Source organism: Anaerococcus lactolyticus S7-1-13, from assembly GCF_000758765.1.
Classification (GTDB): domain Bacteria; phylum Bacillota; class Clostridia; order Tissierellales; family Peptoniphilaceae; genus Anaerococcus; species Anaerococcus lactolyticus.
Genome location: NZ_JRMW01000017.1, coordinates 1 through 13,817 on the forward strand (window position 1 = coordinate 1; position 13,817 = coordinate 13,817).

13 protein-coding genes are annotated in these 13,817 nt (G+C 39.5%); 12 read left to right on the forward strand and 1 reads right to left on the reverse strand.

Going from position 1 to position 13,817, the window contains the following annotated elements; genetic code table 11:
* Window positions 1-180 precede the first annotated feature (180 nt).
* On the reverse strand, window positions 181-729 hold the full coding sequence (gene thiT / locus HMPREF1630_RS01035; protein WP_037326237.1) for an energy-coupled thiamine transporter ThiT: 549 nt from the start codon (window positions 727-729) through the stop codon (window positions 181-183).
* 268 nt (window positions 730-997) lie between these two features.
* Between thiT and uvrB the strand changes: the two genes are divergently transcribed.
* The 12 genes from uvrB to metK all read left to right on the forward strand — a co-directional run bounded on the left by uvrB (window position 998) and on the right by metK (window position 13,681).
* Window positions 998-2,953, forward strand: a complete 1,956-nt coding sequence (uvrB, locus tag HMPREF1630_RS01040; RefSeq protein WP_004829217.1) for an excinuclease ABC subunit UvrB — start codon at window positions 998-1,000, stop codon at window positions 2,951-2,953.
* A 1,056-nt stretch (window positions 2,954-4,009) separates the two neighbouring features.
* Window positions 4,010-6,829, forward strand: a complete 2,820-nt coding sequence (gene uvrA / locus HMPREF1630_RS01045) for an excinuclease ABC subunit UvrA (RefSeq protein ID WP_037326239.1) — start codon at window positions 4,010-4,012, stop codon at window positions 6,827-6,829.
* A 102-nt stretch (window positions 6,830-6,931) separates the two neighbouring features.
* Window positions 6,932-7,222, forward strand: a complete 291-nt coding sequence (locus HMPREF1630_RS01050; protein ID WP_004829212.1) for a hypothetical protein — start codon at window positions 6,932-6,934, stop codon at window positions 7,220-7,222.
* Window positions 7,219-7,515: a nitrous oxide-stimulated promoter family protein gene (locus HMPREF1630_RS01055; protein WP_004829209.1), complete on the forward strand. Its 297-nt coding sequence runs from the start codon at window positions 7,219-7,221 to the stop codon at window positions 7,513-7,515. Before HMPREF1630_RS01050 ends, HMPREF1630_RS01055 begins: the two co-directional genes overlap by 4 nt.
* A complete protein-coding gene (locus tag HMPREF1630_RS01060) occupies window positions 7,515-8,054 on the forward strand; it encodes a DUF4256 domain-containing protein (protein ID WP_004829207.1) in 540 nt (179 codons plus the stop codon). Before HMPREF1630_RS01055 ends, HMPREF1630_RS01060 begins: the two co-directional genes overlap by 1 nt.
* Entirely contained in the window at window positions 8,051-8,683 is a 633-nt protein-coding gene (locus tag HMPREF1630_RS01065) for a hypothetical protein (protein ID WP_037326243.1), read from the forward strand. Before HMPREF1630_RS01060 ends, HMPREF1630_RS01065 begins: the two co-directional genes overlap by 4 nt.
* Window positions 8,684-8,757: 74 nt before the next feature.
* Window positions 8,758-9,654 (forward strand): diacylglycerol/lipid kinase family protein, encoded by an 897-nt coding sequence (locus tag HMPREF1630_RS01070; RefSeq protein ID WP_004829202.1) that lies wholly within the window; start codon window positions 8,758-8,760, stop codon window positions 9,652-9,654.
* A 92-nt stretch (window positions 9,655-9,746) separates the two neighbouring features.
* Window positions 9,747-10,226, forward strand: coding sequence for a CarD family transcriptional regulator (locus HMPREF1630_RS01075; protein WP_037326245.1), 480 nt, complete (start codon window positions 9,747-9,749; stop codon window positions 10,224-10,226).
* Window positions 10,227-10,248: 22 nt separating this feature from the next.
* Window positions 10,249-11,346 (forward strand): PIN/TRAM domain-containing protein, encoded by a 1,098-nt coding sequence (locus tag HMPREF1630_RS01080; protein ID WP_004829198.1) that lies wholly within the window; start codon window positions 10,249-10,251, stop codon window positions 11,344-11,346.
* Window positions 11,339-12,040 (forward strand): 2-C-methyl-D-erythritol 4-phosphate cytidylyltransferase, encoded by a 702-nt coding sequence (ispD, locus tag HMPREF1630_RS01085; protein WP_037326247.1) that lies wholly within the window; start codon window positions 11,339-11,341, stop codon window positions 12,038-12,040. Before HMPREF1630_RS01080 ends, ispD begins: the two co-directional genes overlap by 8 nt.
* The gene (gene ispF / locus HMPREF1630_RS01090; protein WP_004829194.1) at window positions 12,037-12,516 is read left to right on the forward strand and encodes a 2-C-methyl-D-erythritol 2,4-cyclodiphosphate synthase; all 480 of its coding nucleotides are present in this window, start codon (window positions 12,037-12,039) and stop codon (window positions 12,514-12,516) included. The genes ispD and ispF overlap by 4 nt, the downstream gene beginning before the upstream one ends.
* Window positions 12,509-13,681 (forward strand): methionine adenosyltransferase, encoded by a 1,173-nt coding sequence (gene metK, locus HMPREF1630_RS01095; RefSeq protein WP_037326249.1) that lies wholly within the window; start codon window positions 12,509-12,511, stop codon window positions 13,679-13,681. The genes ispF and metK overlap by 8 nt, the downstream gene beginning before the upstream one ends.
* Window positions 13,682-13,817 lie beyond the last annotated feature (136 nt).

Below are 13,817 nucleotides of genomic sequence, written 5' to 3' on the forward strand. Positions count from 1 at the left end.
CCCAGATACGGAGAGGTCATGTAAATGACTGAGAAAATATAGATGATACAGTTAATCTCGGATTAACGAAAAAAAGATGTTAATCCTGGATTAATAGACTCACCTAGTGAAAAAATAATTTATCTTGGATAAAAATGAAAAAAAGCAGGAGTCATAAAAACTCCTGTTTTTCTATATTTATTATAATCTTGCCAAGTCTTTGGTTATTAAATTCTTTAATAGGAAGATGATTATAATTGTGATTATAAATTCTACTCCTAGGAAAGTACCGTTATAAATTATTGAATATAACCAAACATTTTGGCCTTCTGGGGCGTAAGAGCCGAAGAAGATTACTCCTGTTAGGACGTGGCAGACGAATCTTGCGAAGACGCCTAAGAATGTTCCTTCAATAACTGGTAGGATTTCGTGGGTTTTGGCAAAATCTTTTGCGAAAAATCCTACAAGACCAAGTGAAGCGTAGGCTAGTGGGTAGTCTAGGATGGCTTGGACTGGGTGGTAGATTGATCCACCAAACATCATGTCAAGGATACCATAAACAGCGCCTACTACTATGCCAGGGCCGGCTCCGTGTCTGATGGCAAAGATGATTAGTGGAATCATCTGACCTGCAGTTACAGAACCACCTTGAGGCAATTCAAAAAGTTTTATACGACCTAGAATAAAGGCGAGAGCGAGCATTACACCAGCTTCGGCAATCATTTTAGTTGACCATTTACTATTATTCATAAAAAAAATTCCTCCTTTGCACAATGCTCAGAGGATTTGTAACTTACCTCCGCCAGCATTACCTGGATTCAGGTTAAGGGTATGATCTCAGCCACCAATTGGTTAGCACCCCTAGTACACTAATACTATATTGGAAAGTTTGTAAAAGTAAACTAGGACTTGATTTTGCCAGGCTTTACTTTATAGAAAAGTGGCCAATTTCTAGTATAATACTAGGGTATAAATAAGGAAATTATGCGAAAGCTTTAGATATAGATTGAGGGATGAGATGGAATTTAAATTAAAATCAGACTACGCACCAAAGGGCGACCAGCCTGAGGCGATTAAAAAATTAAGTGAGGGCATCCTTGCCGGCAAAAAACACCAAATCCTAAGGGGGGTGACTGGTTCTGGCAAGACCTTTACCATGGCGAATATTATCCAAAATGTGCAAAGGCCAACTTTGGTCCTTGCCCACAACAAGACTTTAGCCTACCAATTATTTACTGAATTTAAGGAATTTTTTCCGGACAATGCTGTGGAATACTTTGTTTCCTACTACGATTATTACCAGCCAGAGGCCTATGTGGCAGCGACTGACACCTACATAGCCAAGGACTCTTCCATAAATGACGAAATCGACAAGATGCGCCACTCTGCAACCATGGCCCTTTTTGAAAGAAGGGATGTAATTATCGTTGCCAGTGTTTCTTGCATCTACGGTTTGGGTGACCCGATTGAATACAAAAAGCTAGTTGTATCCCTCCGTCCTGGCCAAGAAATCAGCCCAGAAGAGGTCATGAAAAAGCTAATCGACGTCCAGTATGTTCGTAATGATGTGGAATTTGAAAGGGGAAGCTTTAGAGCGAGGGGAGATGTTTTAGATATTTACCCTGCAGGTTTTGACCAAAAAGCCATCAGAATTGAATTTTTTGGCGATGAAATTGACCAAATTTCAGAATTTGACCCCCTTACTGGAAAGGTGATTTCAAAAATCACTCACGCCTACATATATCCTGCCAGCCACTACGCCACAACCAGCGAAAAGACTGAAAAAGCAATAATTTCCATAGAAAAAGAGCTCGAAGAAAGAATCAAGGAATTTGAAAGCGAAAATAAACTCCTAGAAGCCCAGAGAATCGAACAGCGAACCAAGTATGATATTGAAATGCTCAAGGAAATAGGATTTTGTTCGGGAATCGAAAACTATTCTGCCCACCTTTCCCAAAGACCAAGGGGTTCGAGACCCTACACCCTTATTGACTATTTTCCAAAAGACTTTGTCCTCATGGTTGACGAATCCCACGTATCCATCCCCCAAGTTGGTGGCATGTACGAAGGCGATAGGTCGAGAAAGCAAAACTTGGTAGACTTTGGCTTTAGACTTCCTTCAGCCCTTGACAATAGACCCTTAAAATTTGATGAATTTGAAAAATTAATCAACCAAACTGTCTATGTATCGGCAACTCCTGGCCCATACGAAATGAAAAAGACTCATGGAGAGCTTGTAGAGCAAATCATAAGACCAACAGGACTTTTAGACCCACTTGTGGAAGTAAGGCCAACAGCAAACCAAATCGACGACCTCATAGAAGAAGTCCACAAGACAATAGAAAAGGGTGAAAGGGTCCTAGTCACAACCTTGACCAAGAAAATGGCAGAAGATTTGACCGACTACTTGATGGAACAATCAATCAAGGTACGCTACCTACACTCCGACATCAAAACCATAGAAAGGTCTGAAATTATAAGGGACTTAAGGCTGGGAAAATTTGACGTATTAGTTGGAATCAACCTCCTAAGAGAGGGCCTTGATATACCGGAAGTAAGTTTAATCACCATCCTAGATGCAGACAAGGAAGGCTTTTTAAGAAGCGAAACAAGCTTGATTCAGACAATCGGACGTGCCGCAAGAAACTCCGAAGGCCACGTAATAATGTACGGTGACACCATCACAGGATCTATGCAAAGGGCCATTGACGAAACAGAACGTAGGAGAAAAATCCAAGAAGACTTCAACAAAAAACATGGAATAACTCCAACAACAATAAAGAAAAACATCGGCGAAATAATACAAATAACAAAGAAGGCCGAGGAAGAAGAAATCGAAGAATTCAAGAGAGAAGACATCGCAACCATCCTAATAAATATGGAAAGCGAAATGTATAAGGCAGCAGAAGAACTTGACTTTGAAAGAGCAGCAAGATTAAGAGATCAAATAAAGAAAATGAGAGAAAACTTTTAGAAAAAGTTTTTCAAAACTATTTTTTGATAAGAATTATTTTGTAAAATAGAAAAACTCAGCCATTTACGTGGCTGCTCCGTAATCGGGAGGGACGCTAAGGGACCTTCCGTATGGTCCCTCATCGCTTCCCTCCCGAACCCTCCCTTTCCTTACACCCCCAGACGGCTCCTTAAGCGGAGTGCGGAAGGGGAAGTTTGCCTACGGCAAACCTCTTTAGTAGAGGGAATGACTTCGTAATTGTTTACGTATATCCACACAGATTTCTAATCTTCAGGTTGCTAAAAATCGCAAACTCGGCTAAAGCCTCAAACAAGCGATTTTCTTAACGCAACCCTTGATTAGAAATCTTTACTCGATAAAAGGGAGATTTTTTTCGAGGTTCCAGTGTTGCTTGGCTCGTTTGGATTCGCCAAACATTGCTAGACGGGGGTTGACTCTTTAGTTTTATTTTTTCTAGACTCCTAAACCATATTAATTATATAAAAGTGACTAGAGGCTTCTCCACTTCGGTCGAAGCGAGGGGTGGTGGGTTTTACTTTTTATCTAAGTTCTATTGTTATTTTAATTTGAAAACATAAGACCAAGTATTTTAAAATCCCAAGCATCCGTCAAAAAAATTGCACTGACAGCTTTATATGAACACACAAAACAATAAATACTGTGAACTTATTTTTAAACGCAAAACAAAGGTCAGACGAGATTGCAATTTTTAGGAGGCTTGGGATTTTAAAAAGTTAGACAAAAGAAAAACCAAAACAAAGACGTAAACCCTACTAAAAAAGATTTCCGTAGGAAATCTACTGCTTATGCTCCCCGCCAAGGGGCCGTTTGGAGGGGGTAGCGGAAGGGGGTTTAAGGGGGAGCCGGTTGGGGGACATACGGAAAGTCCCCCTGGGCTCCCCCTTGGTACGGAGGGGTCATGTTAATGACTAAAATTTAATTAAAGATAGAATTACAAGGAAATAATTAACTAGAAAAATAATTACTTAATGGCAAGTAATACTAAAATATAAATTAAAAAAATAACTTATTTTGAATAAGAGAGGAACAGTAGTAATGAAAGAAAATAATAATATTATTATAAAAGGAGCAAGGACTAACAATTTAAAGAATATAGATCTTACTCTCCCTCGTGATGAGATGATTGTTTTTACTGGGCTTTCAGGCTCTGGTAAGTCTACTCTTGCCTTTGATACCATCTATGCTGAAGGGCAGAGGCGTTATGTGGAGAGTCTTTCTTCCTATGCTAGGCAGTTTTTGGGTGGGATTGATAAGCCTGATGTTGACTCTATTGAGGGTTTATCGCCTTCTATTTCAATTGACCAAAAGACTACTAACAGGAACCCACGTTCTACTGTGGCTACTGTTACTGAAATTTATGACTATTACAGGCTTTTGTATGCGAGAATTGGGGAGGCTTTTTGCCCGGTTTGTGGCAAGCCAATTGTTGCTCAGTCTGTTGACCAGATGGTTGATAAAATTATGGAGCTTCCTGAAGGGACTAAAATCCAACTTCTAGCCCCAGTTATCAGAGGTAGGAAGGGCCAACACAAGAATGCCTTGGCTAATATTAGAAAAGACGGTTTTGTTCGTGTGATTATCGACGGAGAAAAGTATGAAATCGAGGATGATATAGACCTTGATAAGAATAAAAAGCACGATATTTCTGTTATTGTTGACAGGATTAAGATGAAAGAGGGTATTGAATCGAGGATTGCTGACTCGCTTGAAACTGTAATCGGTCTTGCTGATGGGCTTGTGGTTGTGGATGTAATTGGAGGAGATCAGATGCTTTTATCATCAAAGCTCGCCTGCCCTGAAGGCCACGTTTCCCTGCCTGAGATTACCCCAAATATGTTTTCATTTAATGCACCTATCGGCATGTGTCCTGAGTGTAATGGACTTGGTTTTCACCTCCAGGTAGACCCTGATTTGATTTTGCCTGATAAGAGTCTTTCGATAAATGCTGGGGCAGTTGATCCTTATAATGGCTCTGCCAAGGGAACTTATTATTATGAGGTGGTTAGGGCTATAGCAGACCATTACAATTATTCTTATGATGAGCCTCTTGAAGATGCACCAGAGGGTTTGGTTAATGATATTTTGTATGGAACTGATTATGACTTATCTTTTGTCTTTGATTCTCATTTTTCGGGCAAAAAACGCTACAAGGGAATATTTGAAGGTGCCATCCAAAATATCTGGGATAGGTATCAGAGGACCAATTCTGATTCCCAAAAGAAAAAGTTTGAAGAATACATGGGAGAAGAGGAGTGCCGAGCTTGCCATGGCGATAGGCTAAAACCAGAGGTTTTGTCAATCAAAGTCGGAGACAAAAATATTTCAGAGTTAACTCGCCTTTCTGTGGCTAAATCAATTGAGTTTTTCGAAAAGCTTAAGCTTTCTGAAATGAAGGCACAAATCGCAGAGCTAATTATTAAGGAAATTAAGGGAAGGCTTAGGTTTTTAAATGACGTTGGTCTTTCATATTTGACCCTAAATCGTACTGCCTCAACTCTTTCTGGTGGTGAGAGTCAAAGAATCAGGCTAGCTACCCAGATTGGATCGGGTCTTGTCGGTGTATCCTACGTTTTGGATGAGCCTTCGATTGGTCTTCACCAAAGGGATAATGACAAGTTAATAAAATCTCTACGAAACCTCACAGATATTGGAAATACACTGATAATCGTAGAACACGATGAAGATACCATGAGAGCAGCAGACTTTATCGTTGATATTGGCCCAAGAGCTGGCATCCATGGTGGTGAAATTGTTGCTAAGGGGTCTTTAGAAGACATCATGGCCTGCAAGGATTCCCTAACTGGGGATTATCTGGCAGGCAGGAAAAAGATTGAAGTGCCAAAAAATCGCAGAAAATCTGATAAATTTATAGAAGTAATAGGTGCAGCAGAAAACAACCTTAAGGATATTGATGTAAAATTTCCACTTGGCACTCTTACAACTGTGACAGGCGTGTCAGGCTCAGGCAAATCTTCGCTTGTAAATGAGATTTTATACAAGATGGCAACCAGGAAAATAAACAAGTCCAAGATCCACGCTGGAGCCCACAAAAAAATTAAGGGCCTTGATCAAGTTGATAAGGTAATCGCTATCGACCAGTCCCCAATAGGTAGGACACCAAGGTCAAATCCTGCGACCTATACCAAGGTGTTTGATGCCATCCGTGACGTTTTTGCCATGACCAACCAGGCCAAGATGAAGGGCTTCCAAAAGGGAAGATTTTCCTTCAATGTTAAAGGTGGTAGGTGCGAGGCCTGCAAGGGGGACGGCACAATCAAGGTAGACATGATGTTTTTGCCTGATGTTTACGTGCCTTGCGAAGTTTGCCATGGCAAGAGGTATAACAGAGAGACTCTGGATGTGAAATTTAAGGGCAAGGATATTTCAGAAGTGCTCGATATGACTGTTGAGGAAGGAATAGAATTTTTTGAAAATCATCCAGCTATCGTGAGGAAACTTCAAACCCTCTACGATGTGGGTCTTGGCTACATCAAAATCGGCCAACCTTCCACAGAATTATCTGGTGGCGAGGCCCAAAGGGTCAAACTTGCGACAGAACTTGCAAAAGTTTCTACAGGTCAGACTCTTTATATCCTAGATGAACCGACAACAGGCCTTCACACAGCAGATGTCCACAAGCTTATAGAGGTGTTAAATAGGCTGGTTGATCAAAACAATACGGTAGTAGTAATTGAGCATAACCTTGATGTGATTAAGGTTTCTGACTATATAATAGACCTCGGCCCTGAAGGTGGTGACGGGGGCGGAAACTTAGTTGCAACCGGCACTCCAGAAGAAATTGCCAAGGTCAAAGCATCTTACACCGGCAAGTATCTCAAAAAATTATTAAAATAAAAGTCGTCCCAGCTGGGGCGATTTTCTTAATAAAAATGTAAAAGCTTTAATTTATAGGTAAAAAATGATAAAATAAATGTATAATTTATATAAGGAGAACTTATGTTAGAAGCAAAAAACGATAATAAAGATAGAAATGATATAGATATAAAAGACAACACAGCAGGAACAGTTGGTTTTGACCCAAAAACAGGCAGGGTTTTTTATGTTGATGAGCCCCAAAAAGCCCCAACACCAAAACCTAGCCTAGATGACGAGATGGGAGATTTGGCCAAGGAATTAAACGAGTCAACTGATGCGATTATGGACCTTTTAAAGGAAGCTGGAATTGAAAATCCAACTGATATGGAGGCTCTTAAAAAACTTGCAGAAGCTGAAGCTGATGATGAATGAAAAAGTCTGATAGAAGTCTGGGTCTAGTAGATTTCATGATTGACCTCTACTACGACAAACACAAGGATGAAGACCACGAAAGAGCAGGTCTTAAAGCCTATGCGGCAAAAAGACTTGCCCTTTGCCCTCATGGGGATGACAAGCCCTTTTGTTCATCGTGTAAAATTCATTGCTATGACAAAAATCATAGGACGATGATCAAGAAGGTAATGAAATACGCCGGACCTCGCATGATTTTTTATGCACCAGGTGTAGCACTTAGGCACTTACTAGAAAATATAAGGAGAAACTAGTGGAAAATCACGATAAAGAATTTATTGATAAGCTAGAAAAGAGATTTAAGGAAAACATGGACAGACATCCATCTATCAAGTGGGACTTTGTCAAGTCTTCTATTTTAAATGATCCCGACCTATATGATGCAATTTATGCCATGGAAGAAACGGGTGGCGAGCCAGACCTAGTAGATTTGGAAATTTTTAAGGGCCTTGTCTATGTTGACTTGGCAGATAAGAGCCCAACTGGTAGAAGAAGCCTTTGCTATGATAAAAAAGCTAGACAAGCAAGGAAGGAAAATCCTCCAGCATCTTCTGTTGAGGAAGAAATCGGAGAATTTGGAATAAAACTCTTAAGCGAAGATAAATATATCGCCCTTGCTGAAATTGCAACTTTTGATACAAAAACAACTTCGTGGATAAAAACTCCAGAAGATATCAGGGCAAAAGGTGGCGCTCTCTTTGCTGGTAGGCGTTTTGATAGGGTTTTTGTATATTATAATAGCCCAGAATCTTATTATAAAGACAGGGGATTTAGAGTTTATATACAAATATGATTAAAAGCTTACTAATCTTAGCCTTACTTGCATTAACAGGTTGTGTTGGAGCAAATCCCCATCAAGATATAAGTCAAAACCAAGAATCAACCAAGCAAGCTTCTGATTTAAAACAAATAAAAGATTTGTTTTACGAAAAATTAAAGGGGCAGACCTTAACTAGGACCTATGGCGAAAATACTGGTCAGACCAAGGTCATCTTTGAAAATGACGGTACTTTTAGGGGAGATTATTTTGGTAAAATTGCTTCTGATGGCAAGGACTATGGCTTAACAGACAAAGCTTGGCTTTATTACCATGGCGAAGAAATCCATTCATCTGAATTTGAAGGAGCTTTTGAAATCACTGGAGCAATAGACGAGTATACCTATGAGCTTAGCCTTAAGGATTTTAAAATCACAAGCAAGCTAGGTGCCTATGATGACATCTACTACCATGTGGATTTCGCCTTAGGATTAAATCCAGAGGCTTCATACCTGCTCTATAGGCCAGGTTGCCCGATAAAAGACCTAGAAAAAAATGATAGGCTTATAGAAATCGCAAAAAAGGGAAGCCCTGATGGTAAAAAAACTAGGGGCTTTATAATATTTAATAAGACTGATGGTGAAATTTTCAGTCAAAATCCATAAACTTGAGGAAATATTCAAATTTAACACGAATTTAAGACCCTCAAATATAAAATAGAAAAGAAAGAATTGAAAGTATGAAAAAAATACTATTTATCTACAATCCAAACTCCGGCCAAAGGGCCATTAATGACAAGTTGTCATGGATAATCGAATACCTATCTTCAAAGTCAATATTTCCTACAGTTTACGCCACCCAAAAATCTGGCGATTGCAGGGAAATTGTCGAAAAATATGGTAAGGACTTTGAGGAAATTTTAATATCTGGTGGGGACGGAACTCTTGATGAAGCTGTTTCTGGTGCCCTTAAGGCAGATATAGATCCAATTATTTCCTATATCCCAACAGGGTCAACCAACGATTTTTCAAAGACAATTAATATTTCATCAGACATAGAAAAGGCAACAAAAACAGCCGTTAGGGGCAAGGTAAAAAGGATAGACGTAGGCAAAATTGACGATAAGTATTTTGTTTATGTAGCAGCCTTCGGTGCCCTTTCGGACATTAGTTTTTCGACCGACCAAGATGTAAAAAATATATTGGGTCGTTCCGCCTACATCGTAGAAGGCATCAAACAACTTTTGCCAATCCAATCTATGCAATCTTATAAGGCAGAAATTGAATTTGATGATGAGCTAATCAAAGGCGAATTTATTCACTTTATGGTATCAAATTCTGTATCTGTAGGAGGTTTTAACCTCTTTGATGACAAGGTCGGTCTTACTGATGGAGTTTTTGAAGTAACCCTGGTTAAAAAACCAGAATCCATAGTTGACCTAAATACGATTATCCAGTCCTTAACAACTGGTGAATCTAGCGATTTGGTAATCCAAAGGCAGGTCAAAAAAATAAGGATAAAAACCGAAAAAGAAGTTTCTTGGTCTCTTGATGGAGAATTTGGAGGCAAGACTACTGACTGTACGATAGAAGTAATCGGCAAAAGAATTAACATGAAAACTGGCATAATTGATTGAAATACCACTTCTAATGTGATATAGTAAACGATTAGCATAAGCGTAATCTCAAAGTTATGGTATAATAAAAGTAGGAAACCCAGGAGGTTATGATGTTTAAAGTAGGCGACAAGATAGTTTATCCAATGCACGGTGCAGGGGTTATTGATGCAGTTGAAAAGATTGAATTTATGGGTGAAGAAAGGGAGTATTATATCCTAAAAATGCCTATAGGCGAGATGGACATATCAATTCCTGCGGATAACATGAAAGATGCTAATATTAGATTTATTATCAGCAAGGAAGAGGGATTAGAAGTTCTAGCCATCCTTGACGATAAGCCAACTGAAATGAATTCTAATTGGACCAAGAGATATAGGGACAACCAAGAAATTTTAAAGACTGGCGATATCTTTGAAATAGCAAAAATGGTTAGAAATCTAGCTATCCTAGACAGTGACAAAGGACTTTCAACAACTGAGAAAAAACTTCTAAATAGGGCAAGGCGTATCCTTGCTAGTGAGCTTGTCATGGCAGGTTCTCTAGAAAAAGAAGAAGCAGAGAAAATGATAGACGAATCAATTGGTTTATAGTCTATTAATATAAGGAGATTTTATGAAAAGAGTAATCAGATTAGTTTTTATACTAATCGGAGCTGTTCTTGGCATAGTAGTCTTCGGAATAGTTAACGCCGCTTTTGGGTTTGTCCCTAATAGCGGCAAATTAATTCTGTGGGCAAAAGTCATTTCATCAGCTCTATTTGCACTAATATTTTATTTTGCAACAGATCCTATAGCCAAACGTGCCACAGCGAGCCTTTCGATATTTGAAAAAAGAGTAAGCAAACTACCTGCTGCCAACCTGGTCATAGGCGTTATAGGAATCATCTTAGGATTTTTGATAGCAACCCTAGTATCCACACCACTAACCAAATTATCCCTACCATTCATGGGAAATTCATTTTTTGTGCTATTATCTATTTTATTATATATTGGTTTTGGTTATTTAGGATGGAAGCTAGCCTACAAAAATTCTGAAGACCTCCTTGCCCTTGTGACTAGGTCCAAGGAAATCAAAAAAGATGGCGGAGAATTTTTTGACAGGTCAAACCTAACAGCAAGTCCTAAGGTCCTTGATACATCAGTTATAATTGACGGTAGGATTTTGGATATCATAAATACAGACTTCCTAGAAGGGGAACTAATCGTAACAGAATTCGTCCTTGAAGAACTCCAACACATAGCAGATTCTCCTGATGACCTCAAAAGAGAAAGAGGTAGGAGGGGGCTTGATATAATGAATAAGATTAAGGAATCAAAAAAAATCAAGCTTACAGTACTAAACAAGGACTACAAAGATATCAAAGAAGTAGATGCAAAACTTCTCAAACTTGCCTTAGATCTTGGGGCCAAGGTATTTACCAACGACTATAACCTAAACAAGGTAGCAGATGTTCAGGGTATTCCAATCCTTAATATCAATGACCTTGCCAATTCCTTAAAACCTGTGGTAATCCCAGGCGAGAAGATGGAAATAGAAGTTATTAAAAAAGGTAAGGGTAAAAACCAAGGTGTGGGCTATCTTGAAGATGGGACTATGGTTGTTGTTGAAGACGGTCAGGACCTCATAGATCAGACCATCAAAGCCAAGGTCACATCAGTACTTCAGACCTCAGCAGGCAGGATGATTTTTGTAAGGGCGGAAGATGTATAAAGGAAAATTTTTATCAGCTGTAATAACAGCAGCAGGTTCAGGAACTAGGATGGGTTTAGAAATAAACAAGCCTTATCTAGAAATAGGCAGTAAAAAAATCCTAGAATTAAGCCTAACAACTGTAACAAGTATAGAAGAATTTGACGAGATAATCTTGGTTATAAGGGAGGAGGACTTCTCCCTTGCGACTGAGATTTTATCTCTTTTTAGAGATCCTAGAATAAAAATGGTCGCAGGTGGTGCCAGCCGAGAAGAATCAACTTATAATGGACTAATTGCCCTAAATCCTGATTCAGACTTGGTTTTAAGCCACGATGGAGTAAGACCTTTTGCATCTAGGGGTCTTTTTTTGAGAGTTTTAAAGGAAATGGAAACCTACAAGGCAGCGATTTCTGCAACCAAATCAAAGGATACGGTGAAGGTGGCAAATGAAAATGGCGAGGTAGAGTTCACTCCAAATAGGGAATTTGTCTACAACATCCAAACGCCACAGGGCTTTGATACAAGACTTATAAAAAGTCTTTATAAGAAATATTTTGAATCTGAAGCAAAAATCACTGACGACAGTCAGTTGTTTGAATTTTTTGACAGAGATGAGCCGGTAAAGATAGTTGAGGGAGAATACTCTAATATCAAGATGACAACTACAGAAGATATAATCTTTGCCAAGGCTTTTATAAAGGGGGAAAGATGAGAGTAGGAATCGGCTATGATGTGCATAAATTAGTAAAAGATAGGGACCTAATCTTAGGTGGGGTAAAATTTGACTATGATTTAGGACTCCTGGGTCATTCGGATGCAGACGTCCTAACCCACGCTATTATGGATGCAATTTTGGGAGCCCTCGCTCTGCCTGATATTGGAAATCTTTTCCCTGATACAGACCCTGCCTACAAGGATATTTATTCGATTGACCTTTTGGATAGGGTGGTGGAAAAAATGTTTGAAAAGGGCTATAAGATTGGCAACCTTGACTCAGTTGTCATTTGCGAAATGCCAAAAGTTGCCCCAAAGAGAGAAGAAATTGTAAACTTACTTGCTTCTCACCTAAAAACCGATCAGGCAAATGTGTCAGTAAAGGCTTCTACCAGCGAGAAATTAGGTTTTACCGGTAGGGGCGAAGGGATAGAAGCAAGAGCTATAGTATATTTGGAGGAAATAAATGCGTAAATTTATTACAAGCGAATCAGTAACTGAGGGTCATCCAGACAAGGTTTGCGATCAAATCTCAGATGCGATTTTAGACGAATGTTTAAAACAAGACCCAAAGGCGAGAGTGGCAGCAGAATGTATCACAACAACAGGTCTTGTCTTAGTTGTAGGTGAAATGACCACTGAAGCCTACGTACCAATAGAAGAAATTGTAAGAGACACTATAAAAGAAATCGGCTACTGCGACCCAAGTCTTGGTTTTGACTACGAAAATGTGGCAGTTTTGACATCAATCAATAGCCAATCACCAGACATTGCCCAGGGAGTTGATAAGGCAAGCGAATATGATGCTAGCCATGATGACTACGATAAAATCGGTGCAGGCGACCAGGGTATGGTCTTTGGTTATGCAGATGATGAAACAGAAGTATATTTGCCAATGTCAGTGAAACTTGCCCAAGATTTGGCAAAAAGACTCGCCACAGTTCGCAAGGAAGGCATAATCGACTACATTAGGCCAGATGGCAAGAGTCTTGTGACTGTAGAATACGATGATGATACTCTAGTAAGACTTGACTCAATCGTAATCTCAACCCAACACAAAGATGGTATCCCAATGGATCAAATCCGTAAGGATGTCATAGAAAAAGTCATCAAGAAAGTAGTACCAGCAAAACTACTTGACGATAAAACCAAAATTTTTGTAAACCCAACCGGCAAATTTGTAATCGGTGGTCCAAAGGGAGATTCTGGCCTTACAGGCAGGAAAATTATAGTAGACTCCTACGGTGGCTACTCAAAGGCAGGTGGCGGAGCCTTTTCTGGCAAAGACCCAACAAAGGTAGACAGGTCAGCAGCCTACATGGCAAGGTACGCTGCAAAAAATATGGTAGCAGCAGGACTTGCTAAGAAATTAGAAATCGGAGTATCCTATGCCATAGGAGTAGCAAGACCACTAGCAATCTTTGTTGACAGCTTTGGCACAGGCAAATATGACGATGAAAAATTAAAACAAATCATAGAAGAAAACTTCGACTTTAGACCAGGCGCCATCATAGACAAACTAGACCTAAGACGCCCAATCTACAAAAAAACTGCAGCCTACGGCCATTTTGGTAGGGAAGAAAAAGATGGGTTCTCATGGGAAAGGTTGGATAAGGTCCAAGACCTTAAAAAATATTAATTATTCATTTTTAAAGTGAATGTAATCTTATAGTAAATTTTTTTATTAACATAATAACTTCGAAAAAAGGGGACCCCAGGGGAACGTTTCGCACGTTCCCCCATCGGGTCCCCTTTAAAACCCCTTCCGTTACCCC

Coding starts and splice junctions, on each gene's coding strand:
- HMPREF1630_RS01080 (WP_004829198.1), top strand. CDS start 10,249: ATGAAAAGAGTAATCAGATTAGTTTTTATACTAATCGGAGCTGTTCTT.
- ispF (WP_004829194.1), top strand. CDS start 12,037: ATGAGAGTAGGAATCGGCTATGATGTGCATAAATTAGTAAAAGATAGG.
- ispD (WP_037326247.1), top strand. CDS start 11,339: ATGTATAAAGGAAAATTTTTATCAGCTGTAATAACAGCAGCAGGTTCA.
- thiT (WP_037326237.1), bottom strand. CDS start 729: ATGAATAATAGTAAATGGTCAACTAAAATGATTGCCGAAGCTGGTGTA.
- HMPREF1630_RS01055 (WP_004829209.1), top strand. CDS start 7,219: ATGAAAAAGTCTGATAGAAGTCTGGGTCTAGTAGATTTCATGATTGAC.
- HMPREF1630_RS01070 (WP_004829202.1), top strand. CDS start 8,758: ATGAAAAAAATACTATTTATCTACAATCCAAACTCCGGCCAAAGGGCC.
- HMPREF1630_RS01075 (WP_037326245.1), top strand. CDS start 9,747: ATGTTTAAAGTAGGCGACAAGATAGTTTATCCAATGCACGGTGCAGGG.
- HMPREF1630_RS01065 (WP_037326243.1), top strand. CDS start 8,051: ATGATTAAAAGCTTACTAATCTTAGCCTTACTTGCATTAACAGGTTGT.
- uvrB (WP_004829217.1), top strand. CDS start 998: ATGGAATTTAAATTAAAATCAGACTACGCACCAAAGGGCGACCAGCCT.
- uvrA (WP_037326239.1), top strand. CDS start 4,010: ATGAAAGAAAATAATAATATTATTATAAAAGGAGCAAGGACTAACAAT.
- HMPREF1630_RS01050 (WP_004829212.1), top strand. CDS start 6,932: ATGTTAGAAGCAAAAAACGATAATAAAGATAGAAATGATATAGATATA.
- metK (WP_037326249.1), top strand. CDS start 12,509: ATGCGTAAATTTATTACAAGCGAATCAGTAACTGAGGGTCATCCAGAC.